28 protein-coding genes are annotated in these 25,231 nt (G+C 30.3%); 7 read left to right on the forward strand and 21 right to left on the reverse strand.

Annotated elements, in window-relative coordinates:
* Positions 1-70: 70 nt before the first annotated feature.
* The 4 genes from SJY43_RS01060 to SJY43_RS01075 form a co-directional block, all read right to left on the reverse strand.
* On the reverse strand, positions 71-763 hold the full coding sequence (locus SJY43_RS01060) for an FKBP-type peptidyl-prolyl cis-trans isomerase (RefSeq protein WP_396601998.1): 693 nt from the start codon (positions 761-763) through the stop codon (positions 71-73).
* 170 nt (positions 764-933) lie between these two features.
* Complete coding sequence (locus SJY43_RS01065) at positions 934-1,602, reverse strand: bifunctional 4-hydroxy-2-oxoglutarate aldolase/2-dehydro-3-deoxy-phosphogluconate aldolase (RefSeq protein WP_396601999.1); 669 nt, start codon at positions 1,600-1,602, stop codon at positions 934-936.
* Positions 1,603-1,629: 27 nt separating this feature from the next.
* Positions 1,630-2,847: a 6-phosphofructokinase gene (locus SJY43_RS01070; protein WP_396602000.1), complete on the reverse strand. Its 1,218-nt coding sequence runs from the start codon at positions 2,845-2,847 to the stop codon at positions 1,630-1,632.
* 130 nt (positions 2,848-2,977) lie between these two features.
* Positions 2,978-4,024, reverse strand: a complete 1,047-nt coding sequence (locus SJY43_RS01075) for a PfkB family carbohydrate kinase (RefSeq protein ID WP_396602001.1) — start codon at positions 4,022-4,024, stop codon at positions 2,978-2,980.
* A gap of 119 nt (positions 4,025-4,143) precedes the next feature.
* Between SJY43_RS01075 and SJY43_RS01080 the strand changes: the two genes are divergently transcribed.
* Positions 4,144-5,196 (forward strand): LacI family DNA-binding transcriptional regulator, encoded by a 1,053-nt coding sequence (locus tag SJY43_RS01080; RefSeq protein WP_396602002.1) that lies wholly within the window; start codon positions 4,144-4,146, stop codon positions 5,194-5,196.
* A 340-nt stretch (positions 5,197-5,536) separates the two neighbouring features.
* Here SJY43_RS01080 and SJY43_RS01085 read toward each other — a convergent pair whose 3' ends face one another.
* From SJY43_RS01085 to SJY43_RS01165, 17 genes are all read right to left on the reverse strand, one after another.
* Entirely contained in the window at positions 5,537-6,202 is a 666-nt protein-coding gene (locus SJY43_RS01085) for a hypothetical protein (protein ID WP_396602003.1), read from the reverse strand.
* Positions 6,183-6,851: a hypothetical protein gene (locus tag SJY43_RS01090; RefSeq protein WP_396602004.1), complete on the reverse strand. Its 669-nt coding sequence runs from the start codon at positions 6,849-6,851 to the stop codon at positions 6,183-6,185. Before SJY43_RS01090 ends, SJY43_RS01085 begins: the two co-directional genes overlap by 20 nt.
* Before the next feature lie 12 nt (positions 6,852-6,863).
* A complete protein-coding gene (locus SJY43_RS01095) occupies positions 6,864-7,310 on the reverse strand; it encodes a hypothetical protein (protein WP_396602005.1) in 447 nt (148 codons plus the stop codon).
* Between the two features lie 75 nt (positions 7,311-7,385).
* Positions 7,386-7,883, reverse strand: a complete 498-nt coding sequence (locus SJY43_RS01100) for an Hsp20/alpha crystallin family protein (protein ID WP_396602006.1) — start codon at positions 7,881-7,883, stop codon at positions 7,386-7,388.
* Positions 7,884-8,051: 168 nt separating this feature from the next.
* The gene (locus SJY43_RS01105; protein ID WP_396602007.1) at positions 8,052-8,375 is read right to left on the reverse strand and encodes a hypothetical protein; all 324 of its coding nucleotides are present in this window, start codon (positions 8,373-8,375) and stop codon (positions 8,052-8,054) included.
* Between the two features lie 105 nt (positions 8,376-8,480).
* Entirely contained in the window at positions 8,481-8,888 is a 408-nt protein-coding gene (locus SJY43_RS01110; protein ID WP_396602008.1) for a hypothetical protein, read from the reverse strand.
* Between the two features lie 18 nt (positions 8,889-8,906).
* A complete protein-coding gene (locus SJY43_RS01115) occupies positions 8,907-10,280 on the reverse strand; it encodes an MBL fold metallo-hydrolase RNA specificity domain-containing protein (RefSeq protein ID WP_396602009.1) in 1,374 nt (457 codons plus the stop codon).
* 5 nt (positions 10,281-10,285) lie between these two features.
* Complete coding sequence (locus SJY43_RS01120) at positions 10,286-11,128, reverse strand: ATP cone domain-containing protein (protein WP_396602010.1); 843 nt, start codon at positions 11,126-11,128, stop codon at positions 10,286-10,288.
* 73 nt (positions 11,129-11,201) lie between these two features.
* On the reverse strand, positions 11,202-11,636 hold the full coding sequence (locus SJY43_RS01125) for a hypothetical protein (RefSeq protein ID WP_396602011.1): 435 nt from the start codon (positions 11,634-11,636) through the stop codon (positions 11,202-11,204).
* Positions 11,637-11,667: 31 nt separating this feature from the next.
* Complete coding sequence (locus SJY43_RS01130; protein WP_396602012.1) at positions 11,668-12,522, reverse strand: universal stress protein; 855 nt, start codon at positions 12,520-12,522, stop codon at positions 11,668-11,670.
* A 69-nt stretch (positions 12,523-12,591) separates the two neighbouring features.
* Entirely contained in the window at positions 12,592-13,422 is an 831-nt protein-coding gene (locus tag SJY43_RS01135; RefSeq protein WP_396602013.1) for a universal stress protein, read from the reverse strand.
* Between the two features lie 95 nt (positions 13,423-13,517).
* Positions 13,518-14,369, reverse strand: coding sequence for a universal stress protein (locus tag SJY43_RS01140; protein WP_396602014.1), 852 nt, complete (start codon positions 14,367-14,369; stop codon positions 13,518-13,520).
* A 22-nt stretch (positions 14,370-14,391) separates the two neighbouring features.
* Entirely contained in the window at positions 14,392-15,240 is an 849-nt protein-coding gene (locus SJY43_RS01145; RefSeq protein WP_396602015.1) for a universal stress protein, read from the reverse strand.
* Positions 15,241-15,873: 633 nt separating this feature from the next.
* Positions 15,874-16,260, reverse strand: a complete 387-nt coding sequence (locus SJY43_RS01150; RefSeq protein WP_396602016.1) for a hypothetical protein — start codon at positions 16,258-16,260, stop codon at positions 15,874-15,876.
* A gap of 6 nt (positions 16,261-16,266) precedes the next feature.
* Positions 16,267-17,115: a universal stress protein gene (locus tag SJY43_RS01155; RefSeq protein ID WP_396602017.1), complete on the reverse strand. Its 849-nt coding sequence runs from the start codon at positions 17,113-17,115 to the stop codon at positions 16,267-16,269.
* Positions 17,116-17,209: 94 nt separating this feature from the next.
* Positions 17,210-18,265 (reverse strand): response regulator, encoded by a 1,056-nt coding sequence (locus SJY43_RS01160; protein WP_396602018.1) that lies wholly within the window; start codon positions 18,263-18,265, stop codon positions 17,210-17,212.
* Positions 18,262-20,142 (reverse strand): PAS domain S-box protein, encoded by a 1,881-nt coding sequence (locus SJY43_RS01165; RefSeq protein ID WP_396602019.1) that lies wholly within the window; start codon positions 20,140-20,142, stop codon positions 18,262-18,264. The genes SJY43_RS01160 and SJY43_RS01165 overlap by 4 nt, the downstream gene beginning before the upstream one ends.
* A gap of 118 nt (positions 20,143-20,260) precedes the next feature.
* Here SJY43_RS01165 and SJY43_RS01170 point away from each other — a divergent pair, with 118 nt between their 5' ends.
* The 6 genes from SJY43_RS01170 to SJY43_RS01195 all read left to right on the forward strand — a co-directional run bounded on the left by SJY43_RS01170 (position 20,261) and on the right by SJY43_RS01195 (position 25,231).
* The gene (locus SJY43_RS01170; RefSeq protein ID WP_396602020.1) at positions 20,261-20,671 is read left to right on the forward strand and encodes a hypothetical protein; all 411 of its coding nucleotides are present in this window, start codon (positions 20,261-20,263) and stop codon (positions 20,669-20,671) included.
* Positions 20,671-20,970 carry a thioredoxin gene (trxA, locus tag SJY43_RS01175; protein WP_396602021.1) on the forward strand — a complete coding sequence of 100 codons (300 nt, stop codon included), beginning with the start codon at positions 20,671-20,673 and terminating at the stop codon, positions 20,968-20,970. The genes SJY43_RS01170 and trxA overlap by 1 nt, the downstream gene beginning before the upstream one ends.
* Positions 20,967-21,665: a purine-nucleoside phosphorylase gene (deoD, locus tag SJY43_RS01180; protein WP_396602022.1), complete on the forward strand. Its 699-nt coding sequence runs from the start codon at positions 20,967-20,969 to the stop codon at positions 21,663-21,665. The genes trxA and deoD overlap by 4 nt, the downstream gene beginning before the upstream one ends.
* 136 nt (positions 21,666-21,801) lie before the next feature.
* Complete coding sequence (locus tag SJY43_RS01185; protein ID WP_396602023.1) at positions 21,802-22,887, forward strand: M50 family metallopeptidase; 1,086 nt, start codon at positions 21,802-21,804, stop codon at positions 22,885-22,887.
* A gap of 2 nt (positions 22,888-22,889) precedes the next feature.
* Complete coding sequence (locus SJY43_RS01190) at positions 22,890-23,972, forward strand: efflux RND transporter periplasmic adaptor subunit (protein ID WP_396602024.1); 1,083 nt, start codon at positions 22,890-22,892, stop codon at positions 23,970-23,972.
* Positions 23,969-25,231, forward strand: a complete 1,263-nt coding sequence (locus SJY43_RS01195) for an ABC transporter permease (RefSeq protein ID WP_396602025.1) — start codon at positions 23,969-23,971, stop codon at positions 25,229-25,231. The genes SJY43_RS01190 and SJY43_RS01195 overlap by 4 nt, the downstream gene beginning before the upstream one ends.

Here is a 25,231-nt window from a genome sequence, read left to right on the forward strand (position 1 = left end):
ATAAAAATTAAAAACAAAAAAACAGGAAGCCTAACTTCCTGTTTTTAAATTCTAATATGTAACTTTTATATTACTTTACTTCTAACAATTCTACATCGAAAATTAATGTTGAATTTGCTTTTATTGGTCCACCTGGTCTTGGGTTAGCACCATAAGCGATATCACTAGGAATAAAAAACTTATACTTAGCACCTTCTTTCATTAATTGTAAACCTTCTGTCCATCCTTTTATAACTTGAGTTACTCCAAACTCAGCAGGTGTACCTCTTTCTACAGAGCTATCAAATACAGTTCCATCAATTAAAGTACCATGATAATGAACTTTTACTTTTGATGCTGTTGTTGGTTTTTCACCTGTACCTTCGTTTAAAACTATATATTGTAAACCACTCTCTGTTGTTACAACACCGTCTTTCTTTTTGTTTTCGGCTAAGAATTTTTCACCGTCAATTTTATTATCTTCAGCTTCTAATTTTGCTTTCTCTGCATCAGCTTTTTGTTTCTTTTGAAAATATGCTCTTACTACTTGTTGCGCTTTCGTTTCATCAATTAAGATATCTGTAGAATCTAGCACATTATTAAAGCCTTGTACAAACAAATCGTTATCAAAATTATCAAAACTAGCTTTTACGTTTTTTGCTACATCCATACCAATTGCATAGCTTACAGAATCTAATTCTGTTTTTATTGGTTTTTTTGTAACTCCGTTTTGGTTACAAGAGGCTAAAAGTACAACTAGTGTAATTAGGCTTAAAAATTTCATTATTTTCATTTTTGTTATTTTTTTATTCTAACGCCAAATGTAACAAATTTATAGTGAGATTAAAAGAAAAATTATAGGACTTAAATTATGTGAAGGGTTTAGCAATACATAAAGCATTAAACATAAAAAAAGCCGCTAAATAGCGGCTTTTGTAATTGAATAATAATAAATTATTTTCTAACAGATTTTACAATAGCTAAAGCTGCTTTAACATCTTTCTCTAATTTTGCATAATCTTTATTTGCAATAATATCTTTTGAAATTAATTTAGATCCCATTCCTACGCAAGTTACACCTGCATCAAACCATCCTTTTAAGTTTTCTTCTGTTGGAGCAACTCCACCAGTAGGCATAACAGACGTCCATGGTTGCGGTCCTTTAATTCCTTTTACAAATTGAGGCCCGTAGATATCACCAGGGAATAATTTTACGATTTCACATCCTAATTCTTCTGCTCTAGTAATTTCAGTTAATGTTCCACATCCTGGAGACCATAATACTTTTTTACGGTTACAAGCAATTGCAATATCTTCTCTTAACACAGGAGTTACAATAAAGTTTGCTCCTAATGCCATATATAATGAAGCTGCACCAGCATCGGTAACAGATCCTACACCCATTATCATTCCTGGTAATTCGGCGATAGCATATTTTGTTAATTCTCCAAAAACTTCGTGAGCAAAATCACCACGTGCAGTAAACTCCATTAAACGAGCTCCACCATCGTAACATGCTTTTAATACTTTTTTACTTAATTCTATATCGTTATGAAAAAACAAAGGAATCATTCCTGTTTCTTTCATTGCTTGCGCTACTTCTAATCTTGAAAATTGTGCCATTATAATTTAATTTTTATGTTTATTTAATTAATTCCAGTTTAGTATTTTTTTAAAATCATATGCCTCTGGATTAGGCAAATATTGTTTTGCTTTTTCATAATCCTTCTCTTTTATATAGAAAAGGTTATTAATGAATAACTGAGCCATATCTGAATCGATGTCTACTAATCGCGGAGGAATTTTACCTTCATTGTCTTCAAAATCTTTTAAATACAATGGCATAATATCTCCATTTGAATTTGCGCTTACTATACAGCCCGAATCCCCTTGATCAAACAGTTTTTTAACACCTATACCTAGTAAGGTACATAAGGTCAAATCGAAAGCAATTGGCTTACAACATCTTAATTCATAACCAAGTTCTACGGGTCTAGATTTAATTTCTAACCCGAGTTCTTTCAATTTAACTTGTAACAAATAGTTAAAAATATGAGACTTACTTACGTTACCTAATTCAGGATGTCCGTGGTCATCATAAGTGAAGTTGATACCAGAATTTATGACTTCATCTTCATCCATAAAGTGAAAAACACCTTCACTAACTAAAGCAACACCATATTCTATACCTTGTATTTTACATTTAACTATCGAAGAAACAATCATATTAATTATTTTCTCGAATGTAATTTTTGTTTTGTTAAACATTTCTGGAATAATCATCATTTGATAATGACAAGCAGATGCTATTCCAAAAGCTAAATGCCCTGCAGAGCGCCCCATGGCAGCAACTACAAACCAATTTTCGCTAGTTCTTGCATCTTCATAAACTGTATTACCAATACGTACACCTTCATCTTTAGCAGTATGAAAACCAAACGTTGGATTTCTATCTGGTAACGGAAGATCGTTATCGATAGTTTTTGGCACATGAACATGGGCCACTTCCAGATCTTGACTATTAACATATTTGGTTAATCTATTTGCCGTTGAAGCTGTATCATCACCACCAATAGTCACCAATAGCTTTACGTTATGTTTTTTAAAAAAATTAGCTTTAAAATCGCTATCTTTTGGTTTAAACCTACTCATTATTAAAGTAGACCCTCCAAGACTAAAAATACGATCGGCACGATGAAAATCGAAAAAAACTAATGACGGATCATCAGAAAGCAATCCTTTATAACCATGATGAACACCAATAACGTCGTAGCCATCTTTCAGGAACGTTTTAGCTAAAGTACTTATTACTGTATTTATGCCTGGGGCTGGACCACCTCCACACATAATTGCAATAGATTTTTTCATATACTTTTGATGGATTTTAAAGGTATTAAATATACTTACTAGAGACTTACAAAAAACTACAAGGCTAGTGCTGAACTAAATTCAGCACTATGCCTAATAATTTACTTTACAAACTATAATTAGTAAGTTTTTATCTTGCAACACGTCCAGACGCGTCACCTCCCATTAATTTCTCAACCTCAGCAACAGTAGCTAAGTTAGCATCACCTTTAATAGTATGTTTTAAACAAGATGCAGCAACTGCAAAATCTAATGCGTTTTGATCATTTTCTGGATATTTTAATAATCCGTAGATTAAACCTCCCATGAAAGAATCTCCACCACCAACTCTATCAACGATATCTGTTATTTGGTATTGACGTGTTTCGTACATTTTCTTTCCATCGTATAAAACACCAGCCCATGTGTTATGAGAAGCTGATATTGAACCTCTTAATGTAGTAATTACTTTTTTAGCTCTTGGGAATTTTTCCATCATTTGTTGACAAACAGATAAAAATGCTTCAGCTTTTACATCATGACCTTGAGTTTGAACTGAAATTCCTTCTGGCTTAATTCCAAAATGCATTTCTGCATCTTCTTCATTACCTAAAACAATATCACAGTAAGATGTTATTTCAGTCATTACTTTTTCTCTATGCGTATCGCTACAATATTTCCAAAGTTTAGCACGGTAGTTTAAATCTGTAGAAATTGTAATTCCTTTAGCACTAGCAGCTTTAACAGCTTCTAAACAAACATCGGCAGCACCTTGCGAAATAGCAGGTGTAATACCTGTCCAATGAAACCATTCAACACCTTCAAAAACTGCATCCCAATCAATCATTCCAGATTTAATTTCAGAAATAGCAGAATGTGCTCTATCATAAACTACTTTAGATCCTCTAGATACAGCTCCAGTTTCTAAGAAATAGATACCCAAACGATCTCCACCCCAAACAATCTTATCTACACCTACGCCTCTTTTACGCATTTCCATCATAGCACATTCACCAATATCATTTTTTGGTAAACGTGTTACAAAATCACATGATACACCATAATTAGCTAAAGAAACAGCTACGTTTGATTCTCCACCACCGTAGATAGCGTCAAAATTATTTGCTTGTGAAAATCTTAAAAATCCTTGCGGAGCTAATCTTAACATGATCTCTCCAAATGTTACTACTTTACTCATCTTAATTGGTCTTATTTTATAAAAATTAGTTATGCTTAATCGTTTAACCAGATATTTCAAAATAAATCAAAATCTATAATTTATCTTATATTTTGATTCAATTAATTAAAACACTACATTTGCTTAAACGTTTAAGCAAAGATATAAAAAAATTGAATACTAAAAAGAAAACTACCATAAAAGATATTGCTAATGTTTTAAATATCTCTGCTGCTGCCGTTTCTAAAGCGCTTCATGACGACTCGCGTATTAGCAAAAAAACTAAAAAAGCGGTTAAACAAGTTGCTAAAAACTTAAACTACCAACCTAATCATCTTGCTAGTGCTTTAAGAAAAGGAAAAAGCAATTTAGTAGGTGTTATTGTTCCTAGAACGAATAGCAACTTTTTCTCTTCTGTAATTCAAAATATTGAAGAGGTTTTAAATAAAGAAGGATACAACATAATTATAACACAGTCTAACGAATCTTTTAAAAAAGAATGTGATAACATTGATACATTATTATTTACTCAAGTAGATGGTATTATAGCTTCTATGGCTAATGAAACTATTGATTTAGAATATTATGAAAAAGTGAAAGCCAAAGGTATTCCTTTGATTTTATTTGATCGTGGTGAAAATGATTTAAATGTAGATTATATTGGTATTAATGATTACAAAAGCAGCCATATAATTGTTGAACATCTTGTAAATCAAGGACGCAAAAGAATTGCACATATTGGTGGTTTTAAACGCACACGAATTTTTAACAATAGAATTAAAGGTTATATTGATGCTTTAAAAAAACACAATCTTCCCTTAGATAATGAACTTCTTATTGAAAGTAGTCTTACCATTGAGGATGGCAAACAAAAAATGCTTGAATTACTAAAACTAACTAAAAAACCAGACGCGGTTTATGTTGCTAGTGATTATGCCGCTTTAGGCGCATTACAAACGCTTAAAGAGCAGAACATAAAAGTTCCTGAAGATATTGCACTAGTAGGTTTTGGTGACGAACAGTTTACTGCTGTAGTTACGCCATCCATTTCAAGCATAAACCAACATAGTGCCGAAATTGGAAAACAAGCTGCACTAACATTTTTATCTTATGCTAAGAAAAAAACAGTAAAACAAACTTTGAATAAGATTATTTTGGATGCTGAGTTAGTGATAAGAGCATCCTCTAAATAAAAAAACTCTTTTATATTTTGAGTCGTCCTAAAATAGGTTGACAGATTTTAATAAAAATAGATCAAACCAGAGAAGTTGACTTCTCTGGTTTTTTGTTGTGTATAAAGCTAGGTGTTTTCATCAATTTAATTTTAAAAGTTAATGTTTCCTTTTTTCAAACAAAAAGCATGAATGCATATAAAACATTATTGGTTTTCCAAATTGGTTAACCAATTTAAACTTATCAAATATACTAATATTTTATTTAATACCCGTTGTGTTTTTACATAAAAAAAACAATGACAACTATTTTAAAATCTTATAAAAAGGGCAAAAAAATAATATTTATGATTTATAAAATTTACTGTTTTGGGATAATGTTTTCTTTTTCTAGAATTTTAATAAGTGTTTTTACATAATAGTCTGAAGCTTTCTGGCTATTAATTGGATCTACCAAATCAAAAGAACCAACCCATACTAAATATTTATCTGAATCTTTATTTAAACTATAAATAGAAGCTTCAATATTAAATACATTGTAATCATTGTAATAATCTTGTTTAAAATATGCTTCTTGATACACTAAATAATAACCAATAAATTTTCTTAAATGATAATCTTTTTTGGGAGATTTGCTTCCGTAAGATTGATTGCTATTAACGCCTTTAACCAAGGACACCAAAACCGTATCATACCCTTTTGAGAGTAATTTATCTACTTGAGCTTCTATTTCTTTTTCTGTTTGTTTGGTATCTTGGAAAGACTTTTCAAATATCACAGCACTCTGCAAAGCTTTTATTTTTCTTGCATTTAACTCTGTTATAAGCTGAAACTCAAAAGCTTTTCGAGCTTCATAATTTGGTGTTACTCCAACAACTAAGATTTTTTTGGGTTTAAATATGCTGCAATCTGGATTTTTCCAACTAGAAATTAGCTTTGTAGACGAACAGCTTACACTTAAGAAAATTGAAAGCAATATACAACCTCCTGTAATACTTAAATTAATATTATTTAATAGCGTCTTCATTTATAATATCTTCTACAAATAATGGGTTGATAAGTTGCTGCTCTTCTAAAACAACAATTACAAGTCTTACATAATCATTTATGGTTTCACTAATAGATTGTGGATCCATAATATTGATATAACCTTTCCATATTAGTTCTCTATCTTTTGTTGGACAGATACAATACATAGAAGTTTCTGTATTATACACCGTATATTCTTCATAATAATCTGGATTATAAAATGCGTCTTGATATTTTAAATAATCTTCTCTAAATTTTTTATGGGTGCTATCATATTTCCCGTAATTTTCTTTGTAAACTATTTTATCTTCAACACCAATTACTTTTGTAAATAAAATAGTATCAAACCCATCGTCAATAAGGCTGCTCTCTAATGCTTTTAAATCTGCTTCTGTTTTGGCATTAGAAGTAAATTTTGCGCCAAAATACTTTAAACTCATTACAGATTCTATACCTCTAGAAGCATATTCGTTTTGTAATTGCGTTTCAAATTCTTGTCGCGCTTCTTGGTTTGAGGTCATGCCTATAATTAGCACCTTACTAGGACTATAAACATCTATATCTGGGTTTTTCCAATGGTCTACAAGCTCTGAAGTTGAGCAACTAAACGTTAAGACACAAATTAATAAGATTATTAAATGTTTCATTTTTAATTGATTTTACTGAAGCAACCGTTTTTGCTTGCCCTCTTTTAAAATATTTTTTACAAGTGCAAATAGTTGTGATTTTAATGTTCTATATTTATTTAAAAACTCACTAATTGTAACTATGAGTTTTCCATGCTCTTGTTTATATGCGTTTTCTTCTTTAATATTATCTACACCATCAACCATTATTTTAAGCCCTTTTTCATGATTTATAACTGTATCTATTAACACATTGGTTTCGTTTTGTAAAACACTTAATTGGTCTACAATTTTTTTGCTTTCGCTAAAGTGTTTTGAATCTATAAGTTGAAGCGTGTATGACTTAACCAAATCATCAAAAAAAAGTGCTTCATCTTTAGCAAATCTTAATTCAGACAGCCAATTAATTGAACTATTATGCATAGTTTCAGAACTTAACCACGCTTCATATTTTTTTATTTTAATCTCTTTAGTTTTCATCTTTATAATATTTATAATTTCAAAAAGCAGAAAGCAATTATTAAGTTCAACTACTTTCTGCTTTAAAACAAGTTATTAAAGCACTTCAATAACTTTTTTAGGAATTTCTTTTTCAATTACTTCTTCTTGTTTTAATAGCTTCACTTTTAGGATACCATTTTTGTAAGACGCTTTAACATCTTGATTTAAATCTACCGAAGTAGGAAGCATCATTGATCTTTGAAAAGATTTATAACTAAATTCTTTACGAGAAAAATCATCTTCTTTTTCTTCCTTTTCGTCTTCTTTTTCACCACAAACATGAAGAACATCGTTTTCAATTGTTACTTCGAAATCTTTTTTATTAAACCCTGGGGCTGCAAATTCAATTTCAAAATCTTCCTTATGCTCTTTTACGTTCATTGCTGGCATTAAACTATCTTCTTCAAAAAAGTCGTTATCAAAAACATCATCAAACCGTTTAAGGCTTGTGTTAAATAAATTGCTTCCCCAAGGACTTAAAACACTTTTATTCCAAGGCGTTAACAATCTGTTTTCAAATGGAGTCAAACCATTTCTTCTTCTGCGTTTCATTAAAGTTGTCATAATATTAAGTATTAAGGTTAAACTTATTTTTTCATTCTAAAATATTTATAAAAACAGGTTTTTACAATGATATATATCAGCCTGCTACTTGTAAAAAAGAAGCAGATTGATTTTAGTATTATATTTTTTTGATTGAATTTTTAGTTTATTATCACATTAAACACCTAAACATTCTCCAAAATTTGGGCAAATATTTGGCAGAATAATCCAAACATGAATAAAAAACAGAATAATAAAAAGCAACCCAATTAATAAGGTATGACTTATATATTCCTCATCTCCTGTGGGTTTAATTTTAGGCCATAACAAACCAAAACTTCCTGTAACAAATAATAAATAAGGAAGCCCTGAAAAAAAAATAAGAAACCGTGTACTAAATTGATCTTGCAAAATAACATAGAACACAAATCCAATAATTACTGCTAGAAATATTAAAATCCAATACCACTTTTTATTCGCACTTTTTTTTGATGTAACCATGACTTCACACTTTTAATTTTCCTATTTAAAAGTACACTATAGCAGCGCAATGCTAAATGATATATATCAGCTAGAAATGGGAATAAAATTAATTACCACGAATTTTCAACTTATAATTACACTTTGTAAATACTCAAATAATGACGATTTTAAATGAGCTATATCTGTTTTAAAATCTTGAATTTCGACCTCTATTTCCTCTAAATCATAGATAATTATATCATATTTTTTAAAAGGCGCATTTGCAATTTTTATGGCTAATACGTTTATCTTATTTAATAATAACGCACGCTTTTTATTAGAAGTGGCTATATCTTTTTTAAACTGCATTAACCTTTCGAACAAATTCATGACTGGAGATTTAAACTTACATGAATCTAATAAGAACTCATAGAAATTTAATTCGGTCTCTAAACTTAAAAGTGAAATTTCATGTTGCTCTAAAGCGTACTGTAATTCTTCTGCTGTTTTATTACGAACAAAATTTTCATGTACTTGTAATAGCGTTTCCATAGCTGATAATTTTTAAATTTATATAAGTAATTTTACAACATCGGTAAGTTTAGGAATCGTTACATTCCAGTTAAACGTATCTTTTATTTTTACCCGAAACGCATCTTGCGCATTAGGCTCGCCGTGTATTAAAAACACCTTTTCTGGTATATTCTTAATATTACTCATCCATCCTAACAAATCATTTTGATCGGCATGTGCCGATAAACTTTCTATTTGCTTAATTGTGGCTTTTACGGGATAATATTTACCAAAAAATCGTATTTCATGCACACCTTCCTGTAATTGTCTTCCGCGTGTTCCTTCAGCCTGATAACCTACCAATAATACTGTGGTTGATGCCTCATCTATAAGTTGCTGTAAATAGGTAAGTACGCGACCACCTGTTACCATGCCGCTACCTGCAATAATTATTTTAGACCGTTTATCATCAATAGTTTCCCAGGTTTCTTTATAAGATTGAATAATGTTTATGTGATTGCACATTGCATTATAATCTGCCATTGCTAATTTGTGCCATTTAGGAAAACGCTTAAAAACTTCTAAAACATTGTTTCCCATTGGACTATCAACAAAAATGGGAATATTAGGTATTTTATTTTTTTTATATAGCTTCCATAATAAATACATAAGTGTTTGCAACCGCTCTACCGCAAAACTTGGGATAATTAAATTTCCTTTTTTATGAATGGTCTCATTAATAAGATTGGATAAGACTTCTTCAATATTTTCTTTTGGATGTAGCTTATTACCATAGGTGCTTTCTATAAATAAATAATCTGCCCATTCTGGTTTTTTGGGGTCATCCAATAGATAATCATTGGGTCTGCCAATGTCTCCAGAAAACACAAATCGTTTCCCGTTTATATCCATTTCAATAAATGTTGCTCCAATTATATGTCCGTTATACTGAAAACGATACGATATATTTTCAGATAACTGCAGCCATTTATTTGAGAGTTCCACTTGAAATAGCGCAATGGTTTTTTCTGCTTCAATTTTGGTATAAAATGGTATAGCAGGTTTGTGTTTTGTATATTTTTCCTTATTTGCTTTATTAGCCTCTTCTTCATGAATTTTAGCACTATCTTTTAAAATGATTTCTGCAATAGCCAAAGTGGGGGCTGTGCCAATTATTTTACCTGTAAATCCTTGTTTTATCAATCTTGGCAAATATCCAACATGGTCTAAATGCCCATGTGTAAGTAAAACAACATCAATAGCTTTAACCTCAACAGGTAAATCGCTCCAATTAAGCTCTCTTAATGCCTTTAAACCTTGAAACATACCACAGTCTATCAATATATTTCTTTCTGATGTTTCAATAAGAAATTTTGACCCTGTAACCACACCTGCGGCTCCTAAAAAATTAACTTTTACAGTCTTATCCATAGCTTCTAATGATTACACAACATTTTTATTTCATTTAATATTTTTTCCTTTCTGGTTTCTGAAATTCCTAAATGATCCAAATAAAAAGCATCGCCAATTAGCGTTCTGCATAACACCACATCTCTACTTAATAAAAATTGTTTTTCTCTATTGGTTAATAGCGTAGATACGGTAATTGGATACAATCCTAAACGGTCTATACGGTCTTTTAAACCATCATTTTTAGGATGATCCCAGCTTAGTAAAAACAAATTAACACAGTTACCATACTGCAAGGCATCTTTTGAAAACCGTGTATTAGTAACTACCCAACCTTCAGTTAGTACGGTTTTATTTTTAGAACTAGACTTCCAATTTGCTTTAACATCGTTATAACGCGAATTGATATAAAGTGGAATCTTAACATTACAATTAAGCCCTTCTTCATTATGGAATTTGCATTCTATAACCGTTGTTTTATTGTTTTTATGCGCTATTACATCAATTTCGTGTGTCACGCATTTTCCTTCTAAAAATTGATCAACTTCGGTTTTATATCCAGAATATTGCAAAATATCACTTATAAAACGTTCAAAAGGAAAACCTGTGGGTCCCAATTCGTAAATGGCTTTTTTAAGTTTATACTTAGATGCTAAATAGCTTTTTTTCTTTTTAAGTAATGCAAATGCCCTGTTATAGATTTCTTTTGTTGAAATACCTTGGTACAACTCATCTCTTACCTTATTTATAATTTGATTTATAGTTTGCTTATCTGCGCCGGTACGCTTTAAAGAAGTCTTTAATTTTTCTAAAGAAAATTTCACTTTGTCTCCAGATGATTTAATAATATCTATAGCGTTCGTTTCCATTTTATATTTTATAAGAACTGCCAAAACCAAAAAAATGATTTTGGCAGTTACCAACTAACCTACTTAAATTCGACTAAGAAGCCGATTTATAAAAATCCTTAACCCAGGCTTTTACTTGCCTTTTTGTCATACTATCTGCTTTTACAATGTCTTTAACTTTTGTACTTAATTCTTTATAATTAGAACTTAATTCTTTATTAAACTTAGTACTAGTTTCTGCAGGTCCAAACAGCACAATAGCTTTGGCTTCTTTAATTTCTAAAGCAACATCTTTAAAGTATTTTTTTAACTGATGCTTTTCGCGTTCTAGGTATTTACTATCATGAACAACATCTTGCGGACCTCCTTTTGTGCGCGATCCAGAACCACCATGAATATGAAAATGCTCCATTCCAGACAATATGGTATTTAGGCTAATATCACCATTGTAAAGGCTTACAATTATAGCTTTATCTTTATCCATCCAAATACCAGTTTTCTTTATACTATCAAATTTTGAATTAGACATTGTAATCTATTTTGAGGGTTTTAATTTACATTTAGTTTCTTAAATCATGCAAAACCAAAATGGGAACTTTCGAACTGTAACCAATTTCTTTTACTAACGATTTGCTTAATATACTTCCAAAAAAAGCATGCTTTTTATTTATAAAAGCAACCATATCGCTTTCTCGACTTTCTACAAAACAATTAACAGCCATTGGCACTTCTATTGGGCCAAGTGTGTGAAAAGAATAATCAATATTTTCAAAATATTCTTCTAAAAGTTTTTTGTTATTAAGCTGTTTTTTGTCAAGCTCGTCTTCTTCAGAAACATGAAGTATTCGAATGGAGGCATCACATTTTTGAGCAAGCTCTATTAAATAATTTAACTCGCGTCTTTTAAAATGTGTTCTATAACTTGTAGGAAATACAATTTCTTTTGGTAAATTATGTTTTGCCAATTCTGGAACAACTAACACAGGACAATTACGCACCTTTTCCATTACATTTATGGCTGTACTACCATAAACCACTTTTCGGTAGTTTGTCTCGCCTTTTGTTCCCATAATAATCATTTCAATATCCTTTTCTTCAACTACATTTTTTATAGCTTCAACGGCATTGTTAAATGTTGAAATAATTTCAAATTGATGTTTTGAATTTTTATGATCTTTAAAAGCCAACATATCTAAAACTTTGGCTAACCCGTTTTCAGATTCTAGTTTAGCAGTTTCATAGAGTTCACTTCCAGGCTCCATGTTTATTAAGCTATCAATAATATTACTTGTAGCCGTAAATACATTTAAAATATAGAAAACGCATTGGTCTTTTTTATATAATTCAATCGCATAATTTATGGCATGCCAAGAGTTTTTAGAAAAATCTGTAGGTAATAATATCTTGCGTTTCATGAGATTTTCTTTTAGTACATCACTTAAATTTACCCCAAATAATTGTTGTTAGCAATGATATCTATCAGTTCATTCTGGAATAACTAAAAACGGAATTTTGGGTTTAAACCCTATTTTTTTTATGACAGGTTCATTTATTATTTTTTGAATAAAATCATGTTTATAATTTATCATTACTAAAATATCAATATTCAATTCTTCTATAAAATCGTTGATTTCTGAAACCTTTTTTGCATATTTTGGCATCCAATGAAAACTGAATTCATAATCGATTAAGTAGCTTTCTAATTCGAACAAATTATATTCCTGAACATCATTTAACTCCTCTTCAACATTTATGTGCACAATCCTAATTTTCGAATTATATAAATCTGCTAATTGTCTTAAAGGCTCTATTTCTTTTACATTATAAAAACGATTGTAATCTGTTGGAAAAGCTATTTGTGAAGGCTTGGTAAAATTGTAATCTTCTGGAACAATTAAAACCGGACAATTATTTACAACCTTTAAAACATGTACGGTATTACTACCAAAGAAAATCTCTTTTGCCCCTGTAGCGCCCTTTGTACCCATAACAATTAAATCTATTTGCCTTTCATTAATCGCTTTTTTAATAGCTTCTTTTAAATCGTTTACGCTTAAAATTATATGAAAGTCATGATTAGCATTTGCATAATTAATTTCTACTAAGTTTTTTATTTGTTTCAAATCTTCTAGGGCATCAACTTTCAATGTCTCTAACAACTTATTTGAAAAAGTGGATAGTGTTGATACTTTAATAGCTACAGAATTTAGGAAATAAAACGTGCATTCTTCATCTGCATAGAGTTTTAAAGCATAACCGATAGAACTCCAAGAGTTACCTGAAAAATCGGTAGGAATTAAAATATTTCGTTTCATCTATTTATTTATTATTGTTATTTAATTATAAGATGTTATTTACCAAAAAAGACTGTTAATTAGCATTAATTTATTGGTTATGGTTTATTTATAACCTAATTTTTATTTGGCTTTGCAGGAATTACTAAAAAGGGTACGTTTAAATGAAAACCTATTTGGTTTATAGCATTCTTGAAAAACAAATTCTCAAAAAACGAATGTTTATTATTAATCATAACCAATAAGTTTATTCGAGCCTTTAATTGAAAATTATTGATAGCATCTGCTACAGTTTGACCACTAACACTATGAAACAACTGTGCTGTGTTTTTAAAATAAATTTCTAATTTGTGTTTATTCCCCTCTTGTATTTTAGTTAAATCATCGCCATAAGTTGCATTTAAAATATTTACTCTCGTATTATAAAGCGCTGTAATACCAGTAATAGGCTTTATATGATGATCTTGATAATCGATTTCATAATCTGTAGGAAATAAAACTTCGTGTGGTTTTTCAAAACCAAAACCAGCAGGTATTGCTAGTATTGGACATTTCACGCTTTTAAATACATGCACCGTATTAGATCCAAATAATACTTCTTTAATTCCAGAGGCACCTTTTGTGCCCATAACCACATAATCCATATGCTTTTTTTCTACAATTTCTTTTATTTCTTCAATTAATGTGTTAAAAACAGCCATACTTTCAATATGGTGTTTGGGGTTTTTAAACTCGTCTTTTATTCGTGTCTCAAAATCATTTAGATTTTTTAATGCAGTTTCTTTAATGGCATCAAACATTCCAAATTGGGCAGGTTCTACCAATACATATTCTACTTGATAAATTGCCGGAGTATACGTATTAAGCAAATAAAAATTACATTTTTCATTCTTAAAAAGCTGCAAAGCATAAACTATAGCATTCCATGAATTATCAGAGAAATCGGTAGGAAGAAGTATATTTTTCATGATATTGGATTTTTATTATTTGTTAATCGCGTTTTATATTTTGTAATGCTAAAAACGGGATATTAATATTTAAACTTAATTCATCAATTTTAGACTGGTATAGAATGTTTTCTAAAAAAGAATGTCTTGTATTAACCATTACCAGCATATCTGTGCTATTTTCTTTAATATGTTTATAAATAGCATTTATAATATGCTTACTCTTTTCAACTTTAAAGTTGATTTTATTCTTACACAATTCTTCCTTAATAAACTCACTATTATCTTTTTGCCGTATAGAGAGTTTACTGCTTTTAGAGATATACAACATATCTATTACAGCTCTATATGGATATACCATTTCGCAAAGTAATTTTAGTTCTCGCCGTTTGTATGGCAACATGTAATTTGTTGGAAAAAGCACATGCTTAGGTTGTGTATATTTATGGTTTTCTGGGATAGCTAAAACAGGGCATTGCACATACTTTAAAACCTGGAGTGTATGGCTACCAAAAGTTATTTTCTTATCATTGGTTTTTCCTTTGGTACCCATAATGATAATATCTATATTTTGTTGGTCTACAATTTTATATGCTTCGTCAATAAGTACGTTGTTTGCCGAAATTGTATAAAAAGTATGTTTAGGATTTGGTGAGATATTACGAATAGCTGTTTTTGTATTTAGTAATTCTTCTTCTGATTTTTCACTAATAACACGAGTCACCTTATCTAGAGTCTCGTTTGTTAATAAAACTTCATCAGCATAAATATCATCTTGATAAGTATGCATTATAAAAAATTCGCTTATGTCGTACTTAAACAAATCAGTAGCATATTTTAATGCATTCATTGCATTTTCAGAAAAATCGGTAGGAATTAATATTTTTCTCATGGCTGTACGTTTTATTACTAAAAATAAAAACTAAACCACTTAAATACAATGATATATATCAGATTAAACGCCCTTGTTTTTGAAATATTAACTATCAGAACGTACTAACAAAAAAAAGAGATGCTCTACAAAACATCTCTTTTTTTCTTTACATTAATTAAATATAAGAAGTGATTAATAGCCTCTCTAATAAGAAACAGGAAGCCTAAACTTCCTGTTTCCATTTAAATATTTGATTTTACTAGTTAACTCTTCCAAATCTATAATATCCCTTATGAAAGCTATATTAAATCTTCAGCCTCCTAATAATTCCAAATACTTATAAAACGTGTTTCATATTGCTATGAAAACTGTTGTTTTATTTTAAAAAACAGGAAGCCGAAACTTCCTGTTTCTCCAAAGTATTTAATATTATCTTCTCATCTTGGTTTACAATAACACACCTTTGTTACCAATGGTAATACAATGAGGTTTTCCAGACAAAAAAATAGCTTTAAACACTTTGCTTTGGCATTCTTATTTCAACAACAACAACACCTATATTTTTATAACTATGAAAAAGAACTTTTTAATTATAATGCTAAGTTAAATCACTAATTCCAAACGGGAAATGATATCCATCAGTTTAGAAAACTAAATGGGTATAATTCCGTAAACAATATTTAACAAAAACAATCCTGTAAGTAATAATAGCGTATAAATAAGCTGTACCAATTTTATATTAACAAATTGTAAAAATGCAACCATGCGCTTAGGAAACACAAATAAGGATAAGCCAATAATTAAAGAACCCCATCCAATAAGCGTAATAAGAAACTTCCAGTTTGCTTCCCAAATATTATGAAATAAGATATTAAGTAACCCAACAATTATTGCCATAAAGGATGATACGATTAAAAATTTCTCATCATTTAAATCGTTAAAAATTTGTTTGATTCGTTTTGGATTAAAACTTAATATACAGAAGAATATAATAAGATACCAGCCCCAAAATTTTGCTAAAAAAATTGAATTGTCCATAATGTATTATGTTTTTTCGTGTAATACTAAAAAAGGTATTTCTGTATGATAACTTACGTTTTCCACCCTTGATCTAAATAATATTTGTTGAAAATAATTAAGGTTTTTTGCCACCATGCAAATCATATTTATATCTCGACTTTCCACAAAACATTGTATCGCATCTTCTACCCTTCTATTGGTTAAATAATGAAAACTATGTGTTGTTTTATTAAAGTAATCTTCTAATAAGTCTTTGCTTTTATTTTGATCAATGTTTAAATCTGATTTCTTTTTAGTGATATGAAGAATTCTTAAGGAAGACTTCCATTTTTCTAATATTTCGAAAAGTGGCTCTAGTATTTGAATGTTATAATTTAATGAAAAATCTGTAGGGAAAGCAATTTCTAACATCTTTCCAAATTGAGCACCTTCAGGAATTGCTAAAGTGGTGCATTGTACCTTTGTAATAACATCGGCTGTGTTACTCCCAACCATTATTTTCTTTAAACCTGAAGCCCCTTTTGTACCTATAACAATGCAATCTATTTTTTTTTCTTCAACATGTTTTCTTATTGAATCTATAAAATAATTACAATCCGTTAACGTATAAAATTTATGCTTTTTATTAACTGGAAATTGTGTGGCGATACGCTTTAAAATTCTACGTAACTCTTTCTTTTCTGGCTTGGTATATACCTCTTCTACAACTTGATTTGTTGCAACATACGAGGAATCGTCAAATACAACAGTATTAAACCTGTTTACGTGAAGCAAAAAAAAGTTACAAGCTTCTATTTCAAAAAAACTAATAGCGTATTTAATAGCATTCCAAGAGTTTTCTGAAAAATCTGTGGGAAGTAATATATTTTTCATCTAACAGTAATTTACAAGTACTAATTTATATACTATATACTGCAGAGGAAATGATATTGGTCATTTTAAAAAATGATATAAAAAACCGTTTCAGTTAAATAACCGTTTTTAATTTTTCTATATTAATTACTTTAATATTTCTGCCTTCAGCTTTAATAATACCCTGTTTTTTAAACTCGGTTAAAGCTCTAATTAGTGTTTCTGTTGCAATACCAGCAACACTTGCTAAGTCGTTTCTAGAAATTTTAATAGGATCTTCTGGTTTACGATTCATCTTTTCGGCAAATTTCAAAATAGTCGTTGCAGTTTTCTGTGTAACTGTTCCGTAGGCCATTTGCAATAGTTGTTTTTTAACATCCGATAAATCATCTGTTAATAGATTAATAAGCTCTAAAGCAACCTTATGGTTTTTGTTTAATATATCATTAAATTCAATAATTGAAATCCCTATTAATGTTGTGTTTGCAATAGCCTTAGCCGTTTCTTGGTGGGGTTTGTTTTGTGTAAAAGATGTATACCCAAATAAATCGTCTTCTTTAAATAAAGCCGTTGTTAACTCTTTTCCTTGCTCATCTATTCTATAACATTTTACAGCACCTTTCCCTATTAAGAATATGTAATTAGAGTGGTCGCCTTCATGATAAATAACATCTTCATTTTTAAATTTGAAGGTTTCACCATAATCATCAAAAAATATTTTTAAATCGTTAAGCGTTTTTATTTCATTTTCATTTGACTCTATAATCCCTGAGTCTTTTTCCCGATTTAAATCTTTTAAAATAGATACTTTAGCTAAACGGCTTTCAATAGCACTTATAAGCTCGTCTTCTGTAAAGGGTTTTGTAATATAATCATCGGCTCCTAAATTCATACCTTTTCTAACATCGCTTCGTTCTGTTTTTGCTGATAAAAATATAAAAGGAATATATTTAGTTAAGCTGCTTTTTGAAAGCAATTTAAGAGCCCCATAACCATCCAATTCTGGCATCATGATATCGCACACAATAATATCGGGGTGTTGTTTTTTAGCTATTGCCACTCCCTTTTTTCCGTTAGATGCTTTTAAAACCTTATAACCTGAAAGTGCTAAAAGTTCGGCTGTATTGTCTCTTAAAACAATATCATCTTCTATGATTAAAACTGTTTTCATGGTTTGGCTATATTTGGAAATGTTATAATAAACGTAGAGCCTATATTTTCTTTACTGTTAAAACTAATAGTGCCTCCTAAGTTTTCTAAATGGTTTTTAGCAATATTTAAGCCTATTCCTGTACCTTGTATATTTATTACGTTTTCGGCCCTATAGTAACGCTCAAAAATACTTTTTTGCTCTTTTTCTGGTATACCAACACCTTCATCTTTTACGGTAAGTGTTGTAAATTTTTCGTCTTGTTCTATATGTAAATCTATAACTGTTCTTTCAGGAGAATACTTTATGGCGTTATACAATATGTTTGAGAATATTAATTGAATTGCTTTTTCATCTTGATAAAGCGATAAATCATCAATATTCTCTGGATAATTAATCTGTTGCCCCTCTTTTAAAAGCATATTCGCATTATAAACCACCTCGTTAACAATATTACTAAGTTTAAAATCACTAAACTTATAGTTTACCTTTCCTGTTTCGAGTTTTTCAATAGATAAAAAATCGTTTAGTATTGTGTTTAAAAAATAAACCTTATCATTTATTGTTTTTATATGTTTATCGCGTTTGTCTTGATGTTCGGTTAACTGATATTTACTCAATAATTGGTTAGACGTTAAAATACCACTTAAAGGGGTTTTAAACTCATGAGACACTAACGATAAGAATTTTGTTTTTAATTCGTTTAACTCCTTTTCTTTGCTTAGTGCTATTTTGAGTTGTTGTGTTCGTTCTTCCACTTTATTTTCTAGTCTTGTGGTGTAATTTTTTCTATCTGTAATATCTAAAATAATTGCAACAAAAACTTTTTTCTCTCCTAAGTTTGATAATTGTAAATGTACTTCAACTGGGTATTTGGTACCGTCTTTTCTCTGGTGAATCGATTCAAAATCAAGTTTTTCAATATCTTGTTTTAATAAAACATCAATTTTATCTTTAAAAATGTCTTTGCTATAACTAGGTTTTAAATCTAATGGCGACATGTTTTTTAATTCTTCATGGCTATAACCAATGTTTTTTTGAGCACCATAATTAACATTTATAAATTTTAATGTTTTGGCATCAAAAACATAAATTTCATTTAAAGACTCATTAAAAATGGTTGCTAGATGTTGACGTTCTTCTTCTGATGCTTTTTTTAATGTTACATCATTTTGTATGCCTATAAAATTTGAAACAATTCCGTTTGAATCTAAAATTGGAAAAACATATATATCGTTCCAAAACATAGTACCATCCTTTTTATAGTTACGAAGTGTTGCTTGACAACTTTCGCCTTTTCTTATTGCTTCTCTTAGTTTTTTAAGGGGCTTTTGATTTCTATCTTTCCCTTGTAAAAATCGACAGTTATGGTTTAGGATTTCTGTTTCAGAATAACCTGTAAGACTTTGAAATGCAGAATTAAAAAAAATTATAGGGTTATCCTTTTTTAAAGCATCAGTTATTACAATACCATTATTTGCAGATTGTAATGCATGTGTTCGTAACATAAGGTTTTTCTGGATCTCTTTTTTTTCTGAGAGATCCTTCACTACAGCCATAATATAGGTTTTATTAAAGATGGTGAATGGGCTTAATTCCACTTCAACAGGAATAATATCTTGGTTTTTTTTAAGTCCAAAAATATTATCAGACTCACCCATTTTACGGCGTTTACCTAATTTCATAAATGCCTCAAACCGTATAGCATGCCTTTTGTGATAACTAGCTGGAATAAGGGTGTTTAAATCTTTACCTAAAAGCTCATGTTCTTTATACCCAAAAATATGTTCGGCTGCAGTATTTATTTTCATTATGCTTTGAAACTCATCAACAATTAATACCCCCTCAGAAATGGTTTCTGAAAGTAAATTAAAAATCGCTTGATCTTGTTTAAACATAAAGCATTATGTTTTGGATATTGGAATAAAAATACGAAAAACTCGTCATATTTATGACTGATTTATATCATATAATTTTTATCAGAAAGAGCTTAACTTTAACATAAATATGAGCACCATGAAAACGGAAAAGAAAATGACTCTTAAATTTTACCAAAACCTTGGAAAGTTATTTTATGCCATTGCTGCTGCAGATAAATTAGTGCATAAAATAGAGTTTGACAAACTTAAAGAAATAGTGAAAAAGCAATGGTTATCAGTAGACCTACTTGAAGACAATTATCATACTGATGCGGCATATCAAATAGAAATTGTTTTTGATTGGATGAATAATGAACAGAACCTAAATACAAAAGCGTGTTATGAAGCTTTTATAAATTACAAAAAAGAACAACCACATTTGTTTACTGTACCAATAAAAAAACTAATTTTGAAAACAGCTGGCGATATTGCAGCTTCTTTTTCTGGTGTAAATAAATCAGAATTAATTATGCTCGCCCAACTAGATATTGATTTAAAAAATAAGTAATGAAAAATAATTTTAGCAACCTAGTAAATTCTGAAACACCTGTATTGGTTGATTTTTTTGCTGATTGGTGTGGTCCTTGTAAAATGCTTGCTCCTATTTTAAAGGATGTAAAAAAAGAACTTGGAGACGATATTAAAATACTAAAAATTGATGTTGATAAAAACCAACCACTTGCAGCCAAATATCAAGTTCGTGGCGTACCTACAATGCTGCTTTTTAAAAATGGGAAACAAGTTTGGCGTCAATCTGGTGTTCTTCAAAAAAATGAAATTATAGATATTATAAAATCGAACTTATGAGCATTCACATAGAAGCAAAAAAAGGAGATATTGCAGAAACTGTTTTACTTCCTGGCGATCCTTTACGAGCAAAATGGATTGCAGAAACATTTTTACAAGATGCTTTTTGCTATAACGATGTACGTGGCATGCTAGGCTTTACTGGTTTTTATAAAGGCAAAAGAGTTTCTGTTCAAGGCACCGGAATGGGCATCCCATCTGCTCTAATTTACTGCCATGAACTTATAAATGAATATGGTGTAAAAAACCTTATTCGTGTTGGTTCTGCGGGGTCTTATCAAGAAGATTTAAAATTACGTGATATTGTTATTGCTATGGCTGCCTCATCAACTTCGGGGATTAACAAGGCACGTTTTAACAATGCTGATTATTCGCCAACTGCAAACTACGAGCTATTTATTAAAGCAGCGCTATACGCACAAGAAAACAACATTCCTATTAAAGCTGGAAACGTTTTATCTGCCGATCAATTTTATGAAGACGATTATGAATCGTATAAAAAATGGGCGAAATTTGGTGTGCTCTGCGTCGAAATGGAAACAGCAGGCTTATATACCATTGCTGCCAAATTTAATGTTAAAGCTCTCTCTATTTTAACAATTTCAGATTCTTTAATAACAAAAAAAGGAACTACAGCAGATGAGCGAGAAGGTAGTTTTAAAACCATGATAGAAATTGCTTTGAATACCTTATAAATTTTGATTCCGAATACTTTCGCAGTTCCTTGTAACTATTTTTTAGTCTGATTAATATCATTTTATAATAACTATAAATATGATATTTTAGGTTATTGGTTAGATTATTATTTAATAATAACTTAAATCCTAATTAATGAAAGCGAACCTATACTTAGGCAGTATTTCAGGAATTAAAATTATAGTGCATTGGACATTCTTTTTTTTAATTGCCTGGATTGTTTTTAGCGAATTAAATCAAGGAGGCAACACAGAAAGTGTTTTCTTTAATATCGCATTGGTTTTGGCTGCTTTTTTATGTGTGATTTTGCATGAACTAGGGCACGCATTAACTGCTAAACGTTTTGGTATAGAAACTAAAAAAATAACACTTCTTCCAATTGGTGGTATGGCAAGCTTAGAGCGCATTCCAAAATCTCCAAAACAAGAACTTTTAGTAACGGTAGCAGGACCTTTAGTAAATGTGATTATAGCTTTCTTCCTATATTTTATAGTCCCTGTTCAAGAATTTATGAATTTAAATTTCACAGAATCCTTTGAGGTTTTAATGAGTTTTTCAGTTCAAAACTTTCTATTCTATTTGTTTATTGTAAATGTAGGCCTAGTTGTTTTCAATATCATACCAGCGTTCCCTATGGATGGAGGTCGTATATTAAGAGCGCTTCTAGCCATGAACATGAATCGCGTAAAAGCCACTCGAATAGCTTCAAGTATTGGCCAAATAATAGCAGTTTTCTTTTTACTTATAGGCTTATTATACAATCCTTTCTTAATTATTATAGCACTCTTTATTTTTCTTGGCGCTTATGGCGAAAACCAAATGGTTCAGCATTTAGCATTAATTAAAGGACATAATACTGAAGATGCTATGATTATAAACACAACAACCTTTAAACCTGAAGACCCTTTAGATATGGTTGTAAACAAGTTAATATCTAGCACAGAAAACAACTTTGTTATTATAAAAAACAACAGTATTAAAGGCATTTTATACCATCAAGATATTATTGATAACTCTAATAAAAATGTTTTAGTTAAAGATGTTATGGAGACAGACTTTAAAACGGTTAGTAGTAGCGATACGCTTGAGAAAATATATGGATTAACTAACAACGAAAAACATCCATTTTTTCCAGTTACAGAAAACGAAAAATTTGTTGGAGTTATAGATAGCGTTAATTTAAATGAGTATCTATTGCTTCAAGCAAAATTAGCTTTTTAACTATGAGATTATTCCTTTTTTTAGCACTAAGTGTTACATTATTTTCTTGTTCTGAAGAAAAAGACAAAATACGTCCCGTTGAAAGAAGTTTAACCGAGTCTGTTTATTCTTCAGTCACTATTCAACCCGATAGTTTATATCAAGTTTACGCTATTGTAGCAGGTATATTAGATAAAACTTTAGTAGAAGAAGGCGACGCCGTTTTAAAGGGTGCTATTATCATGCAAATAAATAATAACACCCCAAAGCTAAACACCCAAAACACAAAATTGGCTTTAGATTTAGCCATGGAAAACTATAACGGAAGTGCGACCATTCTAGATGGTATAAAAGATGAAATTAGTGCAGCAAAATTAAAATTTAACAACGATTCTATTAATTATTTCAGACAGAAAAATCTTTGGGAGCAACATATAGGCTCTAAAGTACAATATGACACTAAAAAACTTAATTACGAATTAGCTTCAAACAATTTAAGCCTTTTACAAAGCAGATATAACAGAACAAAAAACGAACTACAAACCCTTGTTAAACAAGCTCAAAACAACTATAAAACATCGCTAATTAACACGAAAGACTTTGCGTTAAAAAGTAAAATTAACGGAAAAGTTTATGCGCTTTACAAAGAACCCGGAGAAATTATAACAACTATGGAGCCACTAGCATCAATAGGAAGCGCTACACGTTTTAATATCGACATGTTAGTTGATGAAGTTGATATTGTTCGTATAGCAAAAGGTCAAGAAGTTGTCATTCATTTAGATGCTTATGATGGCAAGGTTTTTAAAGGTTATGTTTCAAAAATATATCCAAAAAAAGATGAGCGTAACCAAACCTTTAAAGTGGAAGCTATTTTTAATGTTGCTCCAAAAGTTTTATACCCTGGACTTTCAGGAGAAGCTAACATTATTATTGCAAAAAAAGATACGGTATTAACCATTCCAAAAGCTTACCTCATTGATAATAACAAAGTACAAACGGACGATGGGTTAATTACCATAACAACTGGCTTACAAAACATGGAATACATTGAAATCTTATCTGGATTAACTACAGGCACTTTTATTTATAAACCAGAGAAATGACAAACTGGAAAGTCATATTAAACATTGCTAAAACCCATTTGCTTACTAAAATAAAGCAAACGGCTACGGCTGCACTTGGTGTTACTTTCGGCATTGGAGCCTATATTACTCTAGTGTGTTTTATGACAGGTTTAAATGCCATGCTCGACAATTTAATTCTTAATCAGACACCTCATATTCATGTTTATAACGAAATAGAACCTTCAGAAAAACAACCAATAAGCTTATATGATAATTTAAAAAACGGGTTTCATGTTGTTCACTCCATCAAACCCAAATTAACTCAGAAAAAAATTCATAATGCCTTACCAATTATCTCATATTTAGAAGACGACGAAGCTGTTCGTGGCGCTCTTCCGCAAGTGAAAACACAAATTTTTTATATGGCAGGCTCTATTGAGTTGGGCGGTAACCTAACCGGAATAAACCCCGTAGACGAAGCAAGCCTATTTAACATGGGTGATTACATTGTTGAAGGTTCTGCCGAAGCTTTGCAGACTTCAGATAATGGTATTTTATTAGGTATAGGCATTGCAAAAAAAATGTCACTAAAAGTTGGAGACCGGGTACAAGTTAGCCCCATTAACGGCGGCGTTTTTCCGTTAAAAATAGTTGGACTTTATCAAAGCGGAATTGCAGATTTAGATGCAATTCAAAGCTTTTCCAATATAAAAACAGTACAACGTATTTCAGGAAAAGCAAAGAATTATATAACAGATATTAATGTAAAATTATATGATATTGAGCAAGCCATACCATTAGCAAAAAAGATTGAGCAACAATTTAATTTAACAGCCATAGATATTAAAACTGCAAATGCACAATTTGATACGGGTACAGCTATTAGAAACCTTATTACTTATGCGGTTTCTATTACGCTTCTTATTGTAGCAGGTTTTGGTATTTATAACATTTTAAATATGCTTATTTATGAAAAAATGAATGATATAGCCATTTTAAAAGCTACTGGATTTTCAGGGAAAGACGTTCAATTAATTTTTATGAGTCAAGCCATGATAATTGGCTTTGTTGGAGGGGTTTTAGGTCTGCTTGTTGGTTTTGGTTTGGTTAGTCTTATAGACACAATACCTTTTCAAACAGATGCGTTACCAACAGTTGAAACTTATCCTATAAATTTAAACCCAATGTTTTTTATTATTGGATTTTCTTTTGCTATGCTTTCAACATTCTTAGCTGGGTATTTACCATCTAAAAAAGCAAAAAAAATAGATCCCATAAAAATTATAAGAGGCCAATAA

Origin of the sequence: Algibacter sp. R77976 (assembly GCF_044594645.1) — a bacterium.
Taxonomy (GTDB): Bacteria; Bacteroidota; Bacteroidia; order Flavobacteriales; family Flavobacteriaceae; genus Algibacter_B.

Coding starts and splice junctions, on each gene's coding strand:
- SJY43_RS01115 (WP_396602009.1), bottom strand. CDS start 10,280: ATGGATAAGACTGTAAAAGTTAATTTTTTAGGAGCCGCAGGTGTGGTT.
- deoD (WP_396602022.1), top strand. CDS start 20,967: ATGAGCATTCACATAGAAGCAAAAAAAGGAGATATTGCAGAAACTGTT.
- SJY43_RS01170 (WP_396602020.1), top strand. CDS start 20,261: ATGAAAACGGAAAAGAAAATGACTCTTAAATTTTACCAAAACCTTGGA.
- SJY43_RS01120 (WP_396602010.1), bottom strand. CDS start 11,128: ATGGAAACGAACGCTATAGATATTATTAAATCATCTGGAGACAAAGTG.
- SJY43_RS01140 (WP_396602014.1), bottom strand. CDS start 14,369: ATGAAAAATATACTTCTTCCTACCGATTTCTCTGATAATTCATGGAAT.
- SJY43_RS01085 (WP_396602003.1), bottom strand. CDS start 6,202: ATGAAGACGCTATTAAATAATATTAATTTAAGTATTACAGGAGGTTGT.
- SJY43_RS01145 (WP_396602015.1), bottom strand. CDS start 15,240: ATGAGAAAAATATTAATTCCTACCGATTTTTCTGAAAATGCAATGAAT.
- SJY43_RS01060 (WP_396601998.1), bottom strand. CDS start 763: ATGAAATTTTTAAGCCTAATTACACTAGTTGTACTTTTAGCCTCTTGT.
- SJY43_RS01065 (WP_396601999.1), bottom strand. CDS start 1,602: ATGGCACAATTTTCAAGATTAGAAGTAGCGCAAGCAATGAAAGAAACA.
- SJY43_RS01150 (WP_396602016.1), bottom strand. CDS start 16,260: ATGGACAATTCAATTTTTTTAGCAAAATTTTGGGGCTGGTATCTTATT.
- SJY43_RS01165 (WP_396602019.1), bottom strand. CDS start 20,142: ATGTTTAAACAAGATCAAGCGATTTTTAATTTACTTTCAGAAACCATT.
- SJY43_RS01130 (WP_396602012.1), bottom strand. CDS start 12,522: ATGAAACGCAAGATATTATTACCTACAGATTTTTCTAAAAACTCTTGG.
- SJY43_RS01095 (WP_396602005.1), bottom strand. CDS start 7,310: ATGAAAACTAAAGAGATTAAAATAAAAAAATATGAAGCGTGGTTAAGT.
- SJY43_RS01090 (WP_396602004.1), bottom strand. CDS start 6,851: ATGAAACATTTAATAATCTTATTAATTTGTGTCTTAACGTTTAGTTGC.
- SJY43_RS01105 (WP_396602007.1), bottom strand. CDS start 8,375: ATGGTTACATCAAAAAAAAGTGCGAATAAAAAGTGGTATTGGATTTTA.
- SJY43_RS01125 (WP_396602011.1), bottom strand. CDS start 11,636: ATGTCTAATTCAAAATTTGATAGTATAAAGAAAACTGGTATTTGGATG.
- SJY43_RS01135 (WP_396602013.1), bottom strand. CDS start 13,422: ATGAAACGAAATATTTTAATTCCTACCGATTTTTCAGGTAACTCTTGG.
- SJY43_RS01155 (WP_396602017.1), bottom strand. CDS start 17,115: ATGAAAAATATATTACTTCCCACAGATTTTTCAGAAAACTCTTGGAAT.
- SJY43_RS01070 (WP_396602000.1), bottom strand. CDS start 2,847: ATGAAAAAATCTATTGCAATTATGTGTGGAGGTGGTCCAGCCCCAGGC.
- SJY43_RS01185 (WP_396602023.1), top strand. CDS start 21,802: ATGAAAGCGAACCTATACTTAGGCAGTATTTCAGGAATTAAAATTATA.
- SJY43_RS01100 (WP_396602006.1), bottom strand. CDS start 7,883: ATGAAACGCAGAAGAAGAAATGGTTTGACTCCATTTGAAAACAGATTG.
- SJY43_RS01190 (WP_396602024.1), top strand. CDS start 22,890: ATGAGATTATTCCTTTTTTTAGCACTAAGTGTTACATTATTTTCTTGT.
- SJY43_RS01110 (WP_396602008.1), bottom strand. CDS start 8,888: ATGGAAACGCTATTACAAGTACATGAAAATTTTGTTCGTAATAAAACA.
- SJY43_RS01075 (WP_396602001.1), bottom strand. CDS start 4,024: ATGAGTAAAGTAGTAACATTTGGAGAGATCATGTTAAGATTAGCTCCG.
- trxA (WP_396602021.1), top strand. CDS start 20,671: ATGAAAAATAATTTTAGCAACCTAGTAAATTCTGAAACACCTGTATTG.
- SJY43_RS01195 (WP_396602025.1), top strand. CDS start 23,969: ATGACAAACTGGAAAGTCATATTAAACATTGCTAAAACCCATTTGCTT.
- SJY43_RS01160 (WP_396602018.1), bottom strand. CDS start 18,265: ATGAAAACAGTTTTAATCATAGAAGATGATATTGTTTTAAGAGACAAT.